A 16,424-nucleotide genomic window follows, 5' to 3' on the forward strand; every position below is an offset into this window, starting at 1 on the left:
TGTGGCTTGCCGCTCAAAGCCGCTGTCAGGCGTTTCCTGCGAGTTTCAGGCGTGCCGCCTGGGTAAAGTCCAGCATACGCTGGAGCGGTTTGATCGCCCGGGGGATCAGCGCCGGATCGACGAACACTTCGTTACTGCCCTCGCGCAGGCACTGCAAGGTGCGCTGCAGAGTGTTCATCGCCATCCAGGGGCAACTGGCGCAACTGCGGCAGGCGGCGCCATTGCCGGCTGTCGGCGCCGCAACGAACTCCTTGTCGGGACACAGCTGCTGCATCTTGTAGAAGATGCCGCGGTCGGTGGCAACGATGAAGGTCTTGTTCGGCATCCGCTGCGCAGCGGCGATCAACTGGCTGGTCGAGCCCACGGCATCGGCCAGGTCGATCACCGCGGTCGGTGACTCTGGATGAACCAGTACTGCCGCGTCCGGATACAGAGCCTTCATTTCTTCCAGCTGACGGGCCTTGAACTCTTCATGGACGATGCAGGCACCGTCCCAGAGCAGCATGTCGGCACCGGTCTTGTTCTGGATGAAACGCCCAAGGTGCTGATCAGGCGCCCAGATGATGCTCTCGCCGTTATCCATCAGGTGCTCGACGATCTCGACGGCACAGCTGGACGTCACCACCCAGTCGGCACGCGCCTTCACCGCCGCCGAGGTATTGGCGTAGACGACCACGGTGCGTTGCGGATGCTGATCGCAGAACGCGGCGAACTCATCGACCGGGCAACCCAGATCAAGCGAACAGGTAGCCTCCAGCGTCGGCATCAGCACACGTTTTTCAGGGTTGAGGATTTTCGCCGTCTCGCCCATGAACTTGACGCCGCCGACTAGTACGGTCTGCGCCGAGTGCTGATTGCCGAAGCGGGCCATCTCCAGCGAGTCGGACACGCAGCCACCCGTTTCTTCGGCAAGCGCCTGCAGCACCGGATCACAGTAATAGTGGGCGACCAGAACGGCATTCTGGCGCTTCAGTTCTTTGCCAATTTCATCACGGTAGAACGCTTCCTGCTCCGCCGTCAGCGTCTCTGGCTGTTTGGCATCGAGATGAGCTTGGACAAGAAGTCGTTCGGCAATCTGCGTCATGTCGTCAAGCCCTATCGAGGTCTATGAGCACGGAACGCTGAGTATACCGCCAGACCCGTCAGGCTGGTCGGAACACGCAGAGGGGTGTCGCAGGTTAGACAGCAGCGGGCTGCAAACCTTGCGCGGGCGCGCATGTTAAGTGCATTGCCGGGCGATTTTCAATCACACGGACGACCTCGCGTCGATCCACAGGTTGATCGCCACGATAATCCGCCGCATCATCAGCATCAGGACACGGCTGCCTGGGCGAGCGACAGCTAGCGGCCAGGCAAGACGGCCATACATGGCCGACCAGATTCAGTACCGCAGAGGCCGGATGCGAACTCTGTATGGATCATCGTTATCACTACTCTGGAAAACATCGACTGCGCGCGTGCCCCGCAGTGGTCGTTCAGCAATTGAGGATGTCATGGCTTACGAAAGCATCGAATGGGACAAGCTGGGTTTCGACTACATCAAGACCGACCAGCGCTACCTGTCGCACTGGCGCGACGGCGAGTGGGATCAGGGCAACCTGACTGAAGACAACGTGCTGCACATCAGCGAGGGCTCCACGGCCCTGCACTATGGTCAGCAGTGCTTCGAAGGCCTCAAGGCCTACCGCTGCAAGGACGGCTCGATCAACCTGTTCCGCCCGGATCAGAACGCCCTGCGCATGCAGCGCAGCTGCGCCCGCCTGCTGATGCCGGCACCTTCCAGCGAGCAATTCATCGAGGCCTGCAAGCAGGTGGTACGCGCCAACGAGCGCTTCATCCCACCGTACGGTTCCGGCGGCGCGCTGTATCTGCGCCCGTTCGTGATCGGCGTTGGCGACAACATTGGCGTGCGCACCGCGCCCGAGTTCATCTTCTCGGTGTTCTGCATCCCGGTAGGCCCTTACTTCAAGGGCGGCATGAAACCGAACAACTTCGTGATCTCCAGCTATGACCGCGCCGCGCCACAAGGCACTGGCGCTGCCAAGGTCGGTGGCAACTATGCAGCCAGCCTGATGCCGGGCTCACAAGCCAAGAAGAACAACTTCGCCGACTGCATCTACCTCGATCCGCAGACCCACACCAAGATCGAGGAAGTGGGCTCGGCTAACTTCTTCGCCATCACCCACAACGATGAATTCGTCACCCCGAAATCACCATCAGTGCTGCCAGGCATCACCCGCCTGTCGCTGATTGAACTGGCACAAAGCCGCCTGGGCCTGAAAGTTATCGAAGGCGACGTGTTCATCGATCGCCTGAGCGATTTCAAGGAAGCCGGCGCCTGCGGCACTGCGGCGGTGATCACCCCGATTGGCGGTATCGAGTACGAGGGCAAGCTCCACGTCTTCTACAGCGAGAAAGAGGTCGGCCCGATCATCAGCCGCCTGTACAGCGAGCTGACCGGCGTGCAGTCCGGCGATGTCGAAGCGCCGCAAGGCTGGATCGTTAAAGTGTGATGCAAGCCGCTAACGGCTTTCACGAGCCGTCAGCGGGCTTTAGCCGCAAATATTACACGCAATAAAAAGCCCGGATCTTTTCCAAGATCCGGGCTTTTTATTGCGTCTTCGCAAGGAAGACTTTAAATGGTGGGTCGTGTGGGATTCGAACCTACGACCAATTGGTTAAAAGCCAACTGCTCTACCAACTGAGCTAACGACCCGTGCTGCGGGCGCTATAATACTGATTTAAATCAGAAATTCAACACCCAGCAGAAAATAATCTATTGATAACGCGTTGGATCGAGTATGCCGGCGGTGGCAAAGCCGGCTGAGCGCAAACGGCAGCTATCACATTTTCCACATGCACGCCCGTCGCCATCGGCCAGGTAGCAAGAGACGGTCAACGCGTAATCGACACCTAAACGCGAGCCCGTCTGGACGATTTCAGCCTTGCTCATCATCTGTAACGGAGCCCGAATAGAGATGCGTCGCCCCTCCACTCCCATCTTGGTTGCGAGGTTCGCAACGCGCTCGAATGCCTCGACGAATTGCGGCCGGCAATCCGGATACCCGGAATAATCCACCGCGTTAACCCCGATAAAGATGTCCTGAGCCTCCATTACCTCGGCCCACCCCAAAGCCAAGGCTAGAAAAACAGTGTTGCGCGCCGGTACATAGGTCACTGGAATTCCAGTCGTGGGGGACTGCGGTACATCGATACTGGCATCGGTCAGCGCCGAGCCACCGATACCGCCGAGATCCATGCCGATCACCTTGTGCTCGACCACGCCCAATTGCTGCGCGACACGCTCGGCCGCCTGCAACTCGGAACGATGTCGCTGCCCATAGTCGAAGCTCATGCTATAGCAGCTGTAACCCTGCTCCCTGGCCATCGCCACCACCGTCGCGGAATCGAGGCCACCGGACAGTAGGATGACTGCTTTCTTTTCACTCATGTCAGTGCCCCGGCTCGTCGTTCCAAAGAATCTTGTGCAACTGCAGTTGCATGCGCACCGGCAGATTGTCGGCAATCACCCATTCAGCCAGCTCGCGCCCACTCACCTGCTGGTGGCTCGGCGAAAACAGCAACTCGCCGGCGCGTTCGGCCAGACCGTACTGGATGATCTTGCTCACCGACCAGTCATAATCCTCCCGCGAACAGATCACGAACTTGACCTGATCCCGCGGCTGCAGATACTCGATGTTCTCGTAGCGGTTGCGGGCCACCTCGGCCGAACCTGGGGTTTTCAGGTCAATGACCTTGCTGACCCGAGTATCGACAGCGGAAACGTCCAGCGCGCCACTGGTTTCCAGAGACACGTCGTAACCGACGTCACACAGACGCTGGAGCAAGGGAATGCAGTTGGGCTGCGCCAGCGGTTCGCCACCGGTAACGCACACATAGCGCGGACGGTAGCTCGCCACCTGCTCGAGAATGGCGTCCAGCGAGAGGATTTCCCCGCCACTGAAGGCGTAGGCGGTATCGCAGTATTGACAGCGCAGGGGGCAGCCGGTCAGGCGCACGAATACCGTCGGCAAGCCGGCAGTACGCGTTTCCCCCTGCAACGAGAAAAAGATCTCGGTAATGCGCAGGGTATCTTTCATAGGGGCCACGGGCGTGACGGCGAAACAGGCCATCCGCCTCCGTTGCGAAAAAGGACGGCGATTCTAAACGAAAAAAATGGGCGGTAGCCATTTTTGACATCGCTGGCGACGACCTGCCGGCCAACTCCCCGCTTGCAGGCAACAAAAAACCCGCGACAGGCGCGGGCTTCGTTCAAAGCCGAGGCTTACTGGATGCGCTGCAGATCACGCTGAGCCAGCTGGGCAGCCGAAGTGCCCGGATACTGGGCGATGACCTGCTGCAAAATGCCCTTGGCCTTGTCATTGTTGCCTAGGCGAATTTCCACATCGGCCAACTTGAACAGCGAATCCGGCACTTTGGAGTGCTGCGGATAGGCCTGGCTGACTTTGGCGAAGGCCTGGCCGGCACCCTGCAGATCACCCTTGGCGAGGTTAACTTCACCCAGCCAGTACTGGGCATTGCCCGCATACTGGCTGTTCGGATAACGACGCAGGAACGCTGCGAAGGCTTGGCTGGCCTTGTCGAAATCCTTGGCCTTGATCAGGTCAAAAGCTGCATCGTAAAACAGCTTTTCCTTCGCCGGGTCTGCCGGCTCGCCGGAGGCCTGCGCTTGCCCTGCGTCACCAGCGGAGGAACCACCGGTGCCATTGCTGGCACCTGCGGCTGGAGAATTCTGTGTGGCTGCAGCACCAGCTGCGGCACCACTGCTCAGACGCTTATCAAGATCCTGGTATCGCTCCAGGCCTTCTTGCTTCAAACGCTGAATATCGTTCTGCTGCTCTTCAAGCATGCCACGCAGTTGCGCGATTTCCTGCTGCATCTGCTGGAGCTGATTGAATAGCATGCCCTGCGCCGAAGATGGGGTTTCCACCCCACCCCCAGCGTAGGCGCCAGACGTGCCGTAACCGGCATTCGGACTGGCACCACCGTTACCGGTACTGCCATCCTGTACGGGAATCTGAGCCCAAGCCGCAAGCGGCAGGCTCAGCGCCATAACGGTTACTACACGTCGGCACATTCGCATATCGAATTACTTACGCAGTTCGACGCGACGGTTCTGAGCCCAGGATTGCTCGTCGTTGCCGGTAGCAACAGGACGCTCTTCACCGTAGGAAACCAGTTCCAGCTGAGCAGGGGAAACGCCCTGCAGTACCAGGTAACGCTGAACGGCCTTGGCGCGACGCTCGCCCAGAGCCATGTTGTATTCGCGGGTACCGCGCTCGTCAGCGTGGCCTTCCAGGACGACGCGAGCGCCATTGCCTTTCAGATCCTTGGCATGAACGTCCAGAGCGCGCATGGCTTCCGGCTTCAGGTCAGAGCTGTCGTATTCGAAGTAGAAAGTGGTGATAGCGCGCAGAGCGGCTTCTTCACTCAGGCTGCCGTCGACAGCGCCGGTGTTTGCACCGTAGCCAGCGTTCGGGTCTACAGCGCCTTCGCCAGCGGTATCACCGCCTTTGGAGGAACAACCAACAGCCACTGCCAGAGCCAGGCTCAGCGCAGCAAATTTGCCAAATTTCAGCATTTCCATGTGTAACTCCTAATGAACCCCAGTGTGTTAAGCATACAAACAGGTGAAGCACCGCGCATCAGTTCAGGAAGGGGGACCAGGATGGCTCTCGAACTTCGCCTTGAGCGGTAGGTAGAGGGAGCCTAACGCGACCGTTAACGGACGCTAACATCAGGACTCCCCGCCCCTGCTGGCGGGTAGCGTAGATTATCATCGTTCCATTGGGCGCAACAGTAGGCGACTCATCCAAACTTGTATCTGAAAGAATGCGCAGATTGCCACGCTCAAGATCCTGTGCAGCTACCTTGAACACGGTGTAACCATCCTGGCGATGAATCATTACCAGGGTCTTCTCGTCGGCAGACAATTTAGGGTTGGCATTGTAGTTGCCGACGAAGGTCACTCGTTCGACCGCACCAGAATTGATGTTGGTCTTATAAATCTGTGGCTTGCCCGAGCGGTCAGAGGTGAAATAGATCGTCTGACCGTCCTTGCCCCAGAAGGGCTCGGTATCGATGGCGTAGTGGTTGGTAACGCGGCGCAGGTTCTTGGAAGCTATATCCATGACATAGACTTCCGGGTTGCCGTCTTTCGACAGCGTGAACGCCAGCTTACTGCCATCAGGCGACCAAGCCGGAGCGCCGTTGAGGCCTTCGAAGTTGGTGACCTGCTCGCGACGACCGGTATCAATGTGCTGCACGAATATGCGCGGACGTTTCTGTTCGAAGGAAACGTAGGCGATACGCTTGCCATCGGACGCGAACGACGGCGACAGGATCGGCTCACGGGACTGCAGGAGGGTAACTGCGCGAGCACCGTCATAGTCCGAACGCTGCAGAGTGTAACGGGTGTTGTTTACTCCGAAGCGCTCTGCAGTGACGTACAGCATGCGAGTGGAGAACGCGCCCTTGACGCCGGTGAGCTTCTCGAACGACTGATCGGCGATATGGTGAGCCATGTCGCGAAGTTGATCGGCACTGCCGCCAACGTTGCCGGTCAGTACCTGCTGTTCGGTGGCTACGTTGAACAGAGCGAACTGAATCTGCAAACGCGCACCGTTAGGCACGATGTTGCCAACCAGCACGTATTGGGCGCCCAGCGCTTTCCAGTCACGATAGATGACTTCGCTGCCTTGAGTCGGCAGGCTGATCATGTTCTGCCGTGGAATCGGCTCGAACACACCGGAGTTGCGCAGATCATTGCCAACGATAGTGGCGATGTCTTCGGGCAGCACATTGCCGCCCTGCCAGCCGAACGGCACCACGGCAATCGGCGTGGCTCGATCGGTGCCGGTGCTGATCACCAGGGGATCAGCCGCCTGCACGCTACCGACCAGCATGGCCAGCCCCAGTACAACGATTCGCATCAGGGTATTCACAGACCTAAATCCTCCGGTTTGAAGACGGCACGACGCTGCCGGTAAAGCCGATCGAACGTGGCACGATCAAGTTGCTGCATTTCTGCAATACGCCCCACGTTGCGCACTGCCTGTACTGCTGAACTGTCGAACGGTGAGTCACCACTGGAGCGACTGACACTGGCATTAGTGATGGTGCCATCGGGCAACATCTCGATCAGCACTTCAACACTCATACCATTGCGCGCCGACGGCGGCCGCCGCCACTGCTCGCTTACCAGCTTGACGATCAGATCATCGAGGCTACCTGCAACCTGATCACCCTGAGTCTCGGCGAGCGCCTGCTGCCGCTCGGTGTCATCGGACAGCAGCTCGGCCAAAGCCGCTGCTTTCTTGTCCTCAACCGCCTTGCGCTCAGCTGCCTGGGCATTGGCTTTTTTCTTGGCATCCTCGGCAGCTTTCTTTTTCGCTGCATCGGCTGCTGCTTTCTTCTTGGCCTCTTCGGCGGCCTTTTTCTTGGCATCCTCCGCGGCTTTTTTCTTCGCTTCCGCTTCAGCGGCCTTTTTCTTGTCGGCCTCAAGCGCGGCTTTTACCTTGGCGACATCAGCCAGCTTCTTCTGCTCGGCTGCTTTCGTCGCGGCATCTGCCTCTGCCTTCTTCGCCGCATCGGCCTTTTGAGCTTCCTCGACTTTCTTTTGTTCCGCTGCTTTAGCGACCTGCTGTTTCTGCGCTTCGGCCTGGGCCTGCTTTTCCTGCTCGGCCTTTTTCTGTTCGAGCTGTTCAGTCTCGAATTGCGGTGCTGCGGTTTTCTTGGCCTCGCCCGCAATCTTCTGGTTGGTCTGGGTAGTTGCCTGGCTCTGCGACTTCAGTTGGTAAAGGGTAGCCTGCACGATCGGTCTTGCTGGCGGCAGTTCAGGGGCAAAGGCAAAACTGACGAACAGCATGCCAAACATCAGCACGTGCAAACCTACGGCCCAGACCACCGGCCAGAACAGATTTTCCGAAGGTGAGCGTTCACGCTGCCGCATTAGGGCGCCTCGGTAATCAGACCGACGTTACCTACGCCAGCCTGCTGCAAGCCACCCATAGCGGACATCACCGTACCGTAATCGACGGCTTTGTCACCACGTACGAACACCTGCACCTGCTTACCCTGGCTGCGGGTCTGAGTGATGATGGCAGTGACGGCACGCGTCATCTCATCCAGGGTCAGAGCGCGATCCTGCACGGTATCGGTGTCGACTTCCGTACCCATGTTCCAGTAGTAGGACTTGTCGGACTTGATGGAGATGGTCAGTACCTGGGAGTCGTTGTCCTGCGGCAGCACTTCGCTGCTGACCTGAGGGAGGTCGACCTTGACCCCCTGATTGAGCATCGGCGCCGTAACCATGAAGATGACCAGTAGCACCAACATCACATCGATGTAAGGCACCACGTTCATCTCGGCGACGGGCTTGCGTCTATTGCGAATTCTGGCCATGGCTCTGAAAACCTATCTATGAATGCCTAAGGCTTATTCTTCACTGCTATGCACTTTACGGTGCAGGATCGCCTGGAACTCGTCGGCGAATGTGTAGTAACGAGAAATCAGCATCTCACCGCGGGCAGCGAAACGGTTGTAGGCAATAACGGCAGGAATCGCAGCGAACAGGCCGATAGCTGTAGCGATCAGTGCTTCAGCAATACCGGGCGCGACAGTTGCCAGGGTGGCCTGCTGTACCTGAGCCAGACCGCGGAAAGAGTTCATGATCCCCCATACGGTACCGAACAGACCGATATACGGACTGGTGGAACCGACGGTGGCGAGGAACGGCAGGCTCTGCTCGAGCTTCTCTTCCTCACGAGAGATGGCGACGCGCATGGAACGGGCAACGCCGTCCATGACCGCATCCGGATCCATACCAGGCTGCTGACGCAGGCGGGAGAACTCCTTGAAACCGGCACGGAAGATCTGCTCCAGGCCGGAATCCGGATCCGGGTTGCTGCCTGCCTGACGATAAAGCTTGGACAGGTCGATACCGGACCAGAAGCGCTCCTCGAAGTTGTCCAGCGCACGCTTGGCGCCACGCAGCAAACTACTGCGCTGGAAAATCATGACCCAAGAAGTGACCGATGCGGCCACCAGGATCAACATCACCAACTGCACCACCAGACTGGCGTTGCTGATAAGACTCCACATAGACATGTGGTCAACGGCGTTGGCTTCCACGCTTACTCTCCTGCAGTAGATGTACCGGTACCATCCTGTTCGGCGAAGGCTGTTCGCAGAGACGGAGGCATGGCCCGGGGTTTGAAATTATCGGCGCGCACACAGGCCACCAGAAACTGCCCCTCGCAGAGCAGCGCGTTATCCATCACCCGCCTCACCTGTTGACGAAAGCGCAGGCTGGCACGGTTCAATTCAGTTACCTCAGCACTCACCAGCAATTCGTCGTCCAGCCGCGCCGGCGCGTGATAGCGCGCCTCGCTGGAGTGCACGACGAACAACAGGCCCTCACCCGCTAGCGTCGACTGGGCGAAACCCAGTTCGCGCAGCCGCTCGGTGCGAGCCCGCTCCATGAATTTGAGGTAGTTGACGTAATAAACGACGCCACCGGCATCGGTATCTTCGTAGTAAACACGACAGCGATGGGCGAACGGCTGAGCAGCGTATTGCGCGCGCATACTCTAGTGCCCGCACCGAGTCTTGCCAATCGGCGCGACAAGTATTTTTTTCATTGACCCTCTCCATCGGTAAACAGGTCGAGCACTGGCCGCTCATCCATGCGTTTCGGCGTATTCAGACCAAAATGCAAGTAAGCATGCCGGGTCACCACTCGTCCTCTCGGCGTACGCATGATGTAACCCTGCTGGATCAGGTAGGGCTCCAACACATCCTCAATGGTGTGCCGCTCCTCGCTAATCGCCGCAGCCAGACTATCGACACCAACCGGGCCGCCATCGAACTTCTCGATCATGGTCAGCAGCAAGCGGCGATCCTGATGGTCGAATCCCCGTTCGTCCACATCCAACAAGTTCAAGGCCAGGTCGGCTATCTGCTGGGTGATCTCGCCCTGCCCGCGCACTTCGGCAAAATCGCGCACGCGGCGCAGCAAACGGTTGGCGATACGCGGCGTACCGCGGGCCCGGCGCGCGATCTCGAACGCCCCTTTGGCCTCAATCGGCAAGCCCAGAATGCCGGCGGCTCGCATGATGATGGTCGCCAGGTCTTCGGTGTTATAGAACTCGAGACGCTGCACGATGCCGAAACGGTCACGCAGCGGATTGGTCAGCATCCCGGCTCGGGTGGTCGCCCCCACCAGAGTGAAAGGCGGCAAATCGAGCTTGATCGAACGAGCGGCAGGCCCCTCCCCAATCATGATATCGAGCTGAAAATCCTCCATCGCCGGGTATAGCACTTCTTCGACGATGGGCGACAGACGGTGAATCTCGTCAATGAACAGCACATCACCGGGCTCAAGGTTCGTCAGCAGCGCAGCCAGATCACCTGGACGCTCAAGCACGGGACCCGAGGTACTCTTGATGGAAACGTTCATTTCCTGGGCGATGATGTTCGCTAGGGTGGTCTTGCCCAACCCTGGCGAGCCGAAGATCAGCGTGTGATCGAGCGGCTCCTTGCGACCGCGGGCCGCCTGGATAAACAGCTCCATCTGCTCGCGGACGACGGGTTGCCCAATGTACTCGGCCAGCGACAGCGGTCGAATCGCGCGGTCGACCTGCTCGTCGCGATCACGGTCGCGGCTACCTGCCGTAACCAGCCTATCTGCCTCGAGCATCTACAGCATTCCCTTCAGAGCGCGACGAATCATGTCTTCACTACTCAACCCATCTTCTTTGACCGCCGAAACGGCGCGACTGGCTTCCTGCGGTTTGTAGCCCAGGGAGATAAGCGCACTGACCGCGTCATTCTCCGCGCTTGTGACTGCGCCACCCACACGAGGTTCAACCACCAGGCTTGCCATGCCAGGTACGGTCTCCCATGTTTTGAAGCGATCCTTGAGCTCGACCAGCAGGCGCTCGGCGGTTTTCTTACCGACGCCAGGAATCTTCACCAGCACGGCCGTGTCCTGAGCTTGCACGCAACGCACCAACTCATCGACCTCCAAACCCGACATCAACGCCAACGCCAACTTTGGGCCTACGCCATTCAGACGAATCAGCTCGCGGAATAGCTCGCGCTCGCGCTTCTCGAAAAAACCATAAAGCAGATGCGCATCCTCGCGCACCACCAGATGGGTGTGCAGCGTCAGCGGCTCACCCACCGAGGGCAAACGGTACAACGTGGTCATGGGGACTTCCAGCTCATAGCCCAGACCATTCACATCCAGAATCAAATGTGGCGGCTGCTTTTCCGCCAGGGTGCCGCGTAAACGTCCGATCACCGACGCATTCCTTTCAATAGTAGAGAACCTGGAGCCTGCTCATGATCTAGCGAGCTAAAGCTTGCTTTTGACGCAGCAGCGCCGACGCGCAGCAGATCATGCGCGGGTTACAAGCGAAGCCGCCCACCGCGCCGCTTGGCGCTGGCCAGACCATGAGGGATAAGACTCTGCCGATGATGAGCGTGACACAGGGCGATACCTAGGGCGTCCGAGGCGTCGATTTGCGGCTTCTGCATCAGCTTGAGCAGGTGCATCACCATCATTTGCACTTGCTGCTTATCGGCAGCACCCGTTCCGACCACGGCCTGCTTGACCTGGGTGGCAGTGTACTCACTGATTTCCAGGCTTGCTTCCATCGCAGCGACGATCGCGGCACCGCGAGCCTGTCCGAGCTTGAGTGCCGAATCGGCATTACGTGCCATGAATACCTGCTCGATACCCATGGTCACTGGACCAAAGGTACGGATCACCTCACTGACGCCGCGGAAGACGATCTGCAAACGTTCCGGCAATGGCCCATTGCCTGTCCGAATACAGCCTGACGCCACGTATTCACACGTGCGCCCGGTATCGCGTATCACACCGTACCCGGTAATGCGGGAACCCGGATCGATCCCCAGAATCAGCGTCATGCCTGTCATCCACCAGTGGCATTGGCTGCCACACTGTCTATTTATCCAGGCGTGAGTATAGGGTCGCCGATAGCCCGCCGTCATCCACAGAACCCACAGCCTGTCGGTCATAAGCGTCCACAGGCCCGCTTTTCACCATGAAAGTGGCTCGGGAAGCGACCGGCTATAAAAAAGCCGGAAGCGCCAATGGCGACTTCCGGCTTTCAACAACGCCGTGGAATCAGCCGAGCTGCTCCATGATCTCGTCGGAGACTTCGGCGTTGTGGTAGACGTTCTGCACGTCGTCCAGATCTTCGAGCATATCGATCAGCTTGAATACCTTCTGCGCGGTTTCCAGATCGGTGATCGGCGCGCTGATCGACGGGATCATGGCGATATCCGCCTCTTCACCCTTGAAACCGGCGGCGTTCAGCGCTTCGTTCACCGCGTGGAACTCGGTGAAACTGGTCGAGACCAGCGCAGCGCCGTCATCGCCCATCTCCACGTCATCGGCACCGGCTTCCAGCGCAGCTTCCATCAGCGCATCTTCGTCGACACCCGAAGCGAAGCCGATCTGCCCTCTGCGTTCGAACATGTAAGCCACCGAGCCATCGGTGCCCAGGTTGCCGCCACACTTGGTGAACGCGTGGCGCACTTCGGCAGCGGTGCGGTTGCGGTTGTCGGTCATCACTTCGACGATGATCGCCACACCACTCGGCGCATAACCTTCGTAGCTGAACTCGACGACGTTGTCGGCTTCGTTGTTGCCGGCACCGCGGGCGATGGCACGGTCGATCACGTCGCGGGACATGTTGTTGGTCAACGCTTTGTCGACGGCCAGGCGTAGGCGCGGGTTGTCCGCCGGGATGGGCCCGCCATGCTTGGCGGCGACGGTCAGCTCACGAATGAGCTTGGTGAAGATCTTGCCGCGCTTGGCGTCCTGGCGCCCCTTGCGGTGCTTGATGTTGGCCCATTTGGAATGACCGGCCATATTCCACTCCAGTTTTTTCAGATTTCACAATGAACGAGCCCAGGTTTCCCTGGGCTCGGCATACCGTTTGGCGCTTACTCCGCCTTGGGTTGCTCGCGAAGGCGAATGTGCAGCTCACGCAGCGATTTGCCGTCTACCACACCCGGCGCCTGAGTCATGACGCAGGCAGCGCTCTGGGTTTTCGGGAAGGCGATGACTTCGCGAATCGAGCTGGCACCGGTCATCAGCATCACCAGACGATCGAGGCCGAAGGCCAGACCACCATGGGGCGGTGCACCGTACTTGAGGGCGTCGAGCAGGAATCCGAACTTCTCCTGCTGCTCGTCTTCGCTGATGCCCAGCACGCGGAACACGGTCTGCTGCATACCCTTGTCGTGGATACGGATCGAACCGCCACCCAGTTCGGTACCGTTGAGCACCAGGTCATAGGCACGGGACAACGCTGCGGCGGGGTTGGCCTCCAGCTCTTCGGCCGAGCATTTCGGCGAAGTGAACGGGTGGTGCATGGCAGTCAAGCTGCCATCGTCGTTCTCCTCGAACATCGGGAAGTCGACAACCCACAACGGCGCCCACTCAGCAGTCAGCAGGTTCAGGTCATGGCCGAGCTTGATGCGCAGCGCACCCAGAGCATCGTTGACCACTTTGGCGCGGTCAGCGCCGAAGAACACGATGTCACCGTCAACCGCACCGACGCGATCGAGGATGGTGTTGAGGTTCGGCTCGGCGATGTTCTTGACGATCGGCGACTGCAAGCCTTCAACGCCCTTGGCGCGCTCGTTGACCTTGATGTAGGCCAGGCCACGGGCGCCATAGTTGCCGACAAACTTGGTGTAGTCGTCGATCTGCTTGCGCGGCATGCTCGCCCCGCCCGGTACGCGCAGCGCGGCAACGCGGCCTTTCGGATCGTTGGCCGGGCCGGAGAAGACCTTGAAGTCGACATCTTTGAGCTGATCGGCAACGTCGACCAGCTCCATCGGGATGCGCAGGTCGGGCTTGTCGGAACCGAAACGACGCATGGCTTCGGCCAGGGTCATGTGCGGCAGCTCGGCGAACTCGACGTCCAGCACTTCCTTGAACAGGTTGCGGATCATGGTCTCGGTGAGATGCATGATGTCGGCTTCGTCGAGGAAGCTGGTCTCGATGTCGATCTGGGTGAATTCCGGCTGGCGGTCGGCACGCAGGTCTTCATCGCGGAAGCACTTGGCGATCTGGTAGTAGCGGTCGAAGCCGGCGACCATCAGCAACTGCTTGAACAGCTGCGGCGACTGCGGCAATGCGAAGAAGCTGCCAGCGTGGGTACGGCTCGGCACCAAATAGTCGCGGGCGCCTTCCGGCGTGGCGCGGGTGAGGATCGGCGTTTCCACGTCGAGGAAGCCGTTCTCGTCCAGGTAGCGACGGATGCTGCTGGTGATGCGCGAGCGCAGCTTGAGCTTCTCGGCCATTTCCGGGCGACGCAGGTCGATGAAACGATAGCGCAGGCGGGTTTCTTCACCGACATCGGAGTATTCGTTGAGCGGGAACGGCGGGGTTTCCGCTTCGTTCAGCACTTCCAGCTCATAGCCGAGCACTTCGATAGCGCCCGAGGCCATATTGGCGTTGACCGCACCAGCCGGACGCAGGCGTACCTTGCCGGTGATCTTGACCACGTATTCGCTGCGCACACGGTCAGCCTTGGCGAAGGTGTCGGCGCGATCCGGGTCGAACACCACCTGAGCCAGGCCTTCGCGGTCACGGATATCGAGGAAGATCACACCACCGTGGTCACGGCGACGGTGAACCCATCCGCAGAGGGTGATTTCCTGGCCTTCCAGGCTTTCGTTCAACTGGCCGCAATAGTGGCTGCGCATCATGGGGATAATCGCTTCTCTTGAGTCTGAAATTCATTGAACCGCGAGCCGGCGTCTTTCGTCCGATCCAGCAATACGCATTGCGTGGATTGGCGCGGACAAGCCAGACGGTCTGTCGCTGCAGCAAAGCAGCCGATTATATATGGTTAAGCAGGTCGGCGCAGCCGAGCAAGTGACTGACACTGCCACACATAGTTTTGCGCAATGGCTGCCATTGATACAAAGCACATCGCGTCCTTTAACCACCGTGATAGGCTCTGTCCATTGCCTGGGCAGCACGCCCTCCCTCATCAAATCAGGAGAAAAATCCATGGAAATCAACATCGGAATCGCCGAACAGGATCGCGCATCCATCGCCGAAGGCCTGTCGCGTCTGCTGGCCGACACCTACACCCTGTATCTGAAAACCCACAATTTTCACTGGAACGTCACCGGGCCAATGTTCAACACCCTGCACCTGATGTTCGAAGGGCAGTACACCGAACTGGCACTGGCCGTCGATCAGATCGCCGAGCGCATTCGCGCACTGGGCTTCCCGGCTCCAGGCACCTATGCGGCTTACGCTCGCCTGTCGTCGATCAAGGAAGAAGAAGGCGTGCCCAACGCCGAAGAAATGATCAAGCTGCTGGTGCAGGGCCAGGAAGCGGTCGTGCGTACCGCCCGCGGCATCTTCCCGCTGCTGGACAAAGTCAGTGACGAGCCGACCGCAGACCTGCTGACCCAACGCATGCAGGTTCACGAAAAAACCGCATGGATGCTGCGCAGCCTGCTGGCTTCCTGATTCGGCTCTGACGATGGTCACCACTCTGGCGGCCATCGTTCTGATGCCTGCACATCTATTTCCCCGGCAGTAACAGCACGCTATCAGCGCCGCTGATTTGAGAAGCCCCTTCCTTTGCTGTTAAATACGCCCCGTGCCGTCAGCCCAGCCTTGGGAAGACGCATAGGCTGGCCCTCTCGTTTATTCCATCGCCCTTACGTCACGGCAAATCGCGTGGAGCCAGCTCTTCCTGGTGTTCCTTTATTAAGTGAGTGCGTTGAACATGTTGAAAATCGTCCACCTTCTAGTCGGGCTATCCGCCCTGCTGCTGTCCACTACACCTAGCCTGGGTGATCAAGCCCAGCCGTTCCTACAGAATCCAGACGCCCTGTGCCTGGCTCTTTTTGGCTTTCTCAATCTACTGCTGGCCACTCAATTCCCCATCTGGCACAACAGCCTGCGCCAACAGCTACAAAATCTGGTGTGCGCCCTGTTGATTCTAGGCACGCTGCTGCAAGCGCTGATTCTGCTCGCCCCACTGCCTTTGATCGCCGAACAACCCGCCCTATTGTTCAGCTTGCTGACCATCGCCATCGCCGTTGCTCTGCACCTGGCCACCAACCTGCGTTTTGAGCGGCATAAGGCATCGGTAGCGCAGGATCTGGGTGATCGCGAAACCGGTACGGTCAAGTGGTTCAACACCTCCAAGGGCTTTGGCTTTATCTCCCGCGATGTCGGCGAAGATATCTTCGTGCACTTTCGCGCCATCCGCGGTGAGGGCCACCGCGTTCTGGTAGAAGGCCAGCGCGTGGAGTTTTCCGTGATGCAACGCGACAAAGGCCTGCAGGCCGAAGACGTGATCGCCGCGCTGCCGACCAGACGCTAAGTC

General features: G+C 59.0%; 17 protein-coding genes, 1 tRNA gene and 2 pseudogenes. 4 read left to right on the forward strand and 16 right to left on the reverse strand.

What is annotated here, in order from left to right:
• Positions 1-25: 25 nt before the first annotated feature.
• A complete protein-coding gene (gene nadA / locus ACZ0AI_RS10175; protein WP_463565645.1) occupies positions 26-1,084 on the reverse strand; it encodes a quinolinate synthase NadA in 1,059 nt (352 codons plus the stop codon).
• 409 nt (positions 1,085-1,493) lie between these two features.
• On the opposite strand from nadA, the gene ACZ0AI_RS10180 reads away from it, so the two are divergent.
• Positions 1,494-2,513 carry a branched-chain amino acid aminotransferase gene (locus ACZ0AI_RS10180; RefSeq protein ID WP_463565646.1) on the forward strand — a complete coding sequence of 340 codons (1,020 nt, stop codon included), beginning with the start codon at positions 1,494-1,496 and terminating at the stop codon, positions 2,511-2,513.
• Positions 2,514-2,640: 127 nt separating this feature from the next.
• Here the strand turns inward: ACZ0AI_RS10180 and ACZ0AI_RS10185 are convergent.
• The 15 genes and pseudogenes from ACZ0AI_RS10185 to aspS all read right to left on the reverse strand — a co-directional run bounded on the left by ACZ0AI_RS10185 (position 2,641) and on the right by aspS (position 14,778).
• Positions 2,641-2,716, reverse strand: a tRNA-Lys gene (locus ACZ0AI_RS10185).
• Positions 2,717-2,776: 60 nt separating this feature from the next.
• The gene (gene queC, locus ACZ0AI_RS10190; RefSeq protein WP_463565647.1) at positions 2,777-3,451 is read right to left on the reverse strand and encodes a 7-cyano-7-deazaguanine synthase QueC; all 675 of its coding nucleotides are present in this window, start codon (positions 3,449-3,451) and stop codon (positions 2,777-2,779) included.
• Between the two features lies 1 nt (position 3,452).
• The gene (gene queE / locus ACZ0AI_RS10195; protein ID WP_463565648.1) at positions 3,453-4,100 is read right to left on the reverse strand and encodes a 7-carboxy-7-deazaguanine synthase QueE; all 648 of its coding nucleotides are present in this window, start codon (positions 4,098-4,100) and stop codon (positions 3,453-3,455) included.
• A gap of 185 nt (positions 4,101-4,285) precedes the next feature.
• The gene (gene ybgF / locus ACZ0AI_RS10200) at positions 4,286-5,104 is read right to left on the reverse strand and encodes a tol-pal system protein YbgF (protein WP_225833966.1); all 819 of its coding nucleotides are present in this window, start codon (positions 5,102-5,104) and stop codon (positions 4,286-4,288) included.
• 6 nt (positions 5,105-5,110) lie between these two features.
• Positions 5,111-5,608: a peptidoglycan-associated lipoprotein Pal gene (gene pal / locus ACZ0AI_RS10205; RefSeq protein WP_042553163.1), complete on the reverse strand. Its 498-nt coding sequence runs from the start codon at positions 5,606-5,608 to the stop codon at positions 5,111-5,113.
• A 58-nt stretch (positions 5,609-5,666) separates the two neighbouring features.
• Entirely contained in the window at positions 5,667-6,965 is a 1,299-nt protein-coding gene (tolB, locus tag ACZ0AI_RS10210; protein ID WP_463565649.1) for a Tol-Pal system beta propeller repeat protein TolB, read from the reverse strand.
• Complete coding sequence (gene tolA / locus ACZ0AI_RS10215; protein WP_463565650.1) at positions 6,962-7,972, reverse strand: cell envelope integrity protein TolA; 1,011 nt, start codon at positions 7,970-7,972, stop codon at positions 6,962-6,964. The genes tolB and tolA overlap by 4 nt, the downstream gene beginning before the upstream one ends.
• Entirely contained in the window at positions 7,972-8,424 is a 453-nt protein-coding gene (tolR, locus tag ACZ0AI_RS10220; protein WP_463565651.1) for a protein TolR, read from the reverse strand. Before tolR ends, tolA begins: the two co-directional genes overlap by 1 nt.
• A gap of 33 nt (positions 8,425-8,457) precedes the next feature.
• Positions 8,458-9,153: a protein TolQ gene (gene tolQ / locus ACZ0AI_RS10225; protein ID WP_225833975.1), complete on the reverse strand. Its 696-nt coding sequence runs from the start codon at positions 9,151-9,153 to the stop codon at positions 8,458-8,460.
• Positions 9,134-9,608, reverse strand: a pseudogene (gene ybgC / locus ACZ0AI_RS10230) (tol-pal system-associated acyl-CoA thioesterase). The gene tolQ and the pseudogene ybgC overlap by 20 nt, the downstream one beginning before the upstream one ends.
• Before the next feature lie 50 nt (positions 9,609-9,658).
• Positions 9,659-10,720: a Holliday junction branch migration DNA helicase RuvB gene (gene ruvB / locus ACZ0AI_RS10235; protein WP_463565652.1), complete on the reverse strand. Its 1,062-nt coding sequence runs from the start codon at positions 10,718-10,720 to the stop codon at positions 9,659-9,661.
• Complete coding sequence (gene ruvA, locus ACZ0AI_RS10240; protein ID WP_463565653.1) at positions 10,721-11,326, reverse strand: Holliday junction branch migration protein RuvA; 606 nt, start codon at positions 11,324-11,326, stop codon at positions 10,721-10,723.
• Between the two features lie 107 nt (positions 11,327-11,433).
• Positions 11,434-11,958, reverse strand: coding sequence for a crossover junction endodeoxyribonuclease RuvC (ruvC, locus tag ACZ0AI_RS10245; protein ID WP_463565654.1), 525 nt, complete (start codon positions 11,956-11,958; stop codon positions 11,434-11,436).
• A 220-nt stretch (positions 11,959-12,178) separates the two neighbouring features.
• Positions 12,179-12,928, reverse strand: coding sequence for a YebC/PmpR family DNA-binding transcriptional regulator (locus ACZ0AI_RS10250; protein ID WP_042551871.1), 750 nt, complete (start codon positions 12,926-12,928; stop codon positions 12,179-12,181).
• 74 nt (positions 12,929-13,002) lie between these two features.
• The gene (gene aspS / locus ACZ0AI_RS10255; RefSeq protein ID WP_225833988.1) at positions 13,003-14,778 is read right to left on the reverse strand and encodes an aspartate--tRNA ligase; all 1,776 of its coding nucleotides are present in this window, start codon (positions 14,776-14,778) and stop codon (positions 13,003-13,005) included.
• Positions 14,779-15,085: 307 nt separating this feature from the next.
• On the opposite strand from aspS, the gene ACZ0AI_RS10260 reads away from it, so the two are divergent.
• The 3 genes and pseudogenes from ACZ0AI_RS10260 to ACZ0AI_RS10270 all read left to right on the forward strand — a co-directional run bounded on the left by ACZ0AI_RS10260 (position 15,086) and on the right by ACZ0AI_RS10270 (position 16,421).
• The gene (locus ACZ0AI_RS10260; RefSeq protein WP_463565655.1) at positions 15,086-15,556 is read left to right on the forward strand and encodes a Dps family protein; all 471 of its coding nucleotides are present in this window, start codon (positions 15,086-15,088) and stop codon (positions 15,554-15,556) included.
• A 262-nt stretch (positions 15,557-15,818) separates the two neighbouring features.
• Positions 15,819-16,139 (forward strand): annotated as a pseudogene (locus tag ACZ0AI_RS10265) (cold shock domain-containing protein membrane protein); the annotation flags it as partial.
• Positions 16,140-16,196: 57 nt separating this feature from the next.
• Positions 16,197-16,421, forward strand: coding sequence for a cold-shock protein (locus ACZ0AI_RS10270; RefSeq protein WP_165496028.1), 225 nt, complete (start codon positions 16,197-16,199; stop codon positions 16,419-16,421).
• The last annotated feature ends 3 nt before the right edge of the window (positions 16,422-16,424 follow it).

This window comes from Pseudomonas sp. AC355, from assembly GCF_979258205.1.

Excerpts from the sequence above, each read along its gene's own strand:
- nadA (WP_463565645.1), bottom strand. The coding sequence starts at position 1,084 with ATGACGCAGATTGCCGAACGACTTCTTGTCCAAGCTCATCTCGATGCC.
- ACZ0AI_RS10180 (WP_463565646.1), top strand. The coding sequence starts at position 1,494 with ATGGCTTACGAAAGCATCGAATGGGACAAGCTGGGTTTCGACTACATC.
- queC (WP_463565647.1), bottom strand. The coding sequence starts at position 3,451 with ATGAGTGAAAAGAAAGCAGTCATCCTACTGTCCGGTGGCCTCGATTCC.
- queE (WP_463565648.1), bottom strand. The coding sequence starts at position 4,100 with ATGAAAGATACCCTGCGCATTACCGAGATCTTTTTCTCGTTGCAGGGG.
- ybgF (WP_225833966.1), bottom strand. The coding sequence starts at position 5,104 with ATGCGAATGTGCCGACGTGTAGTAACCGTTATGGCGCTGAGCCTGCCG.
- pal (WP_042553163.1), bottom strand. The coding sequence starts at position 5,608 with ATGGAAATGCTGAAATTTGGCAAATTTGCTGCGCTGAGCCTGGCTCTG.
- tolA (WP_463565650.1), bottom strand. The coding sequence starts at position 7,972 with ATGCGGCAGCGTGAACGCTCACCTTCGGAAAATCTGTTCTGGCCGGTG.
- tolR (WP_463565651.1), bottom strand. The coding sequence starts at position 8,424 with ATGGCCAGAATTCGCAATAGACGCAAGCCCGTCGCCGAGATGAACGTG.
- ruvB (WP_463565652.1), bottom strand. The coding sequence starts at position 10,720 with ATGCTCGAGGCAGATAGGCTGGTTACGGCAGGTAGCCGCGACCGTGAT.
- ruvC (WP_463565654.1), bottom strand. The coding sequence starts at position 11,958 with ATGACGCTGATTCTGGGGATCGATCCGGGTTCCCGCATTACCGGGTAC.
- ACZ0AI_RS10250 (WP_042551871.1), bottom strand. The coding sequence starts at position 12,928 with ATGGCCGGTCATTCCAAATGGGCCAACATCAAGCACCGCAAGGGGCGC.
- aspS (WP_225833988.1), bottom strand. The coding sequence starts at position 14,778 with ATGATGCGCAGCCACTATTGCGGCCAGTTGAACGAAAGCCTGGAAGGC.
- ACZ0AI_RS10260 (WP_463565655.1), top strand. The coding sequence starts at position 15,086 with ATGGAAATCAACATCGGAATCGCCGAACAGGATCGCGCATCCATCGCC.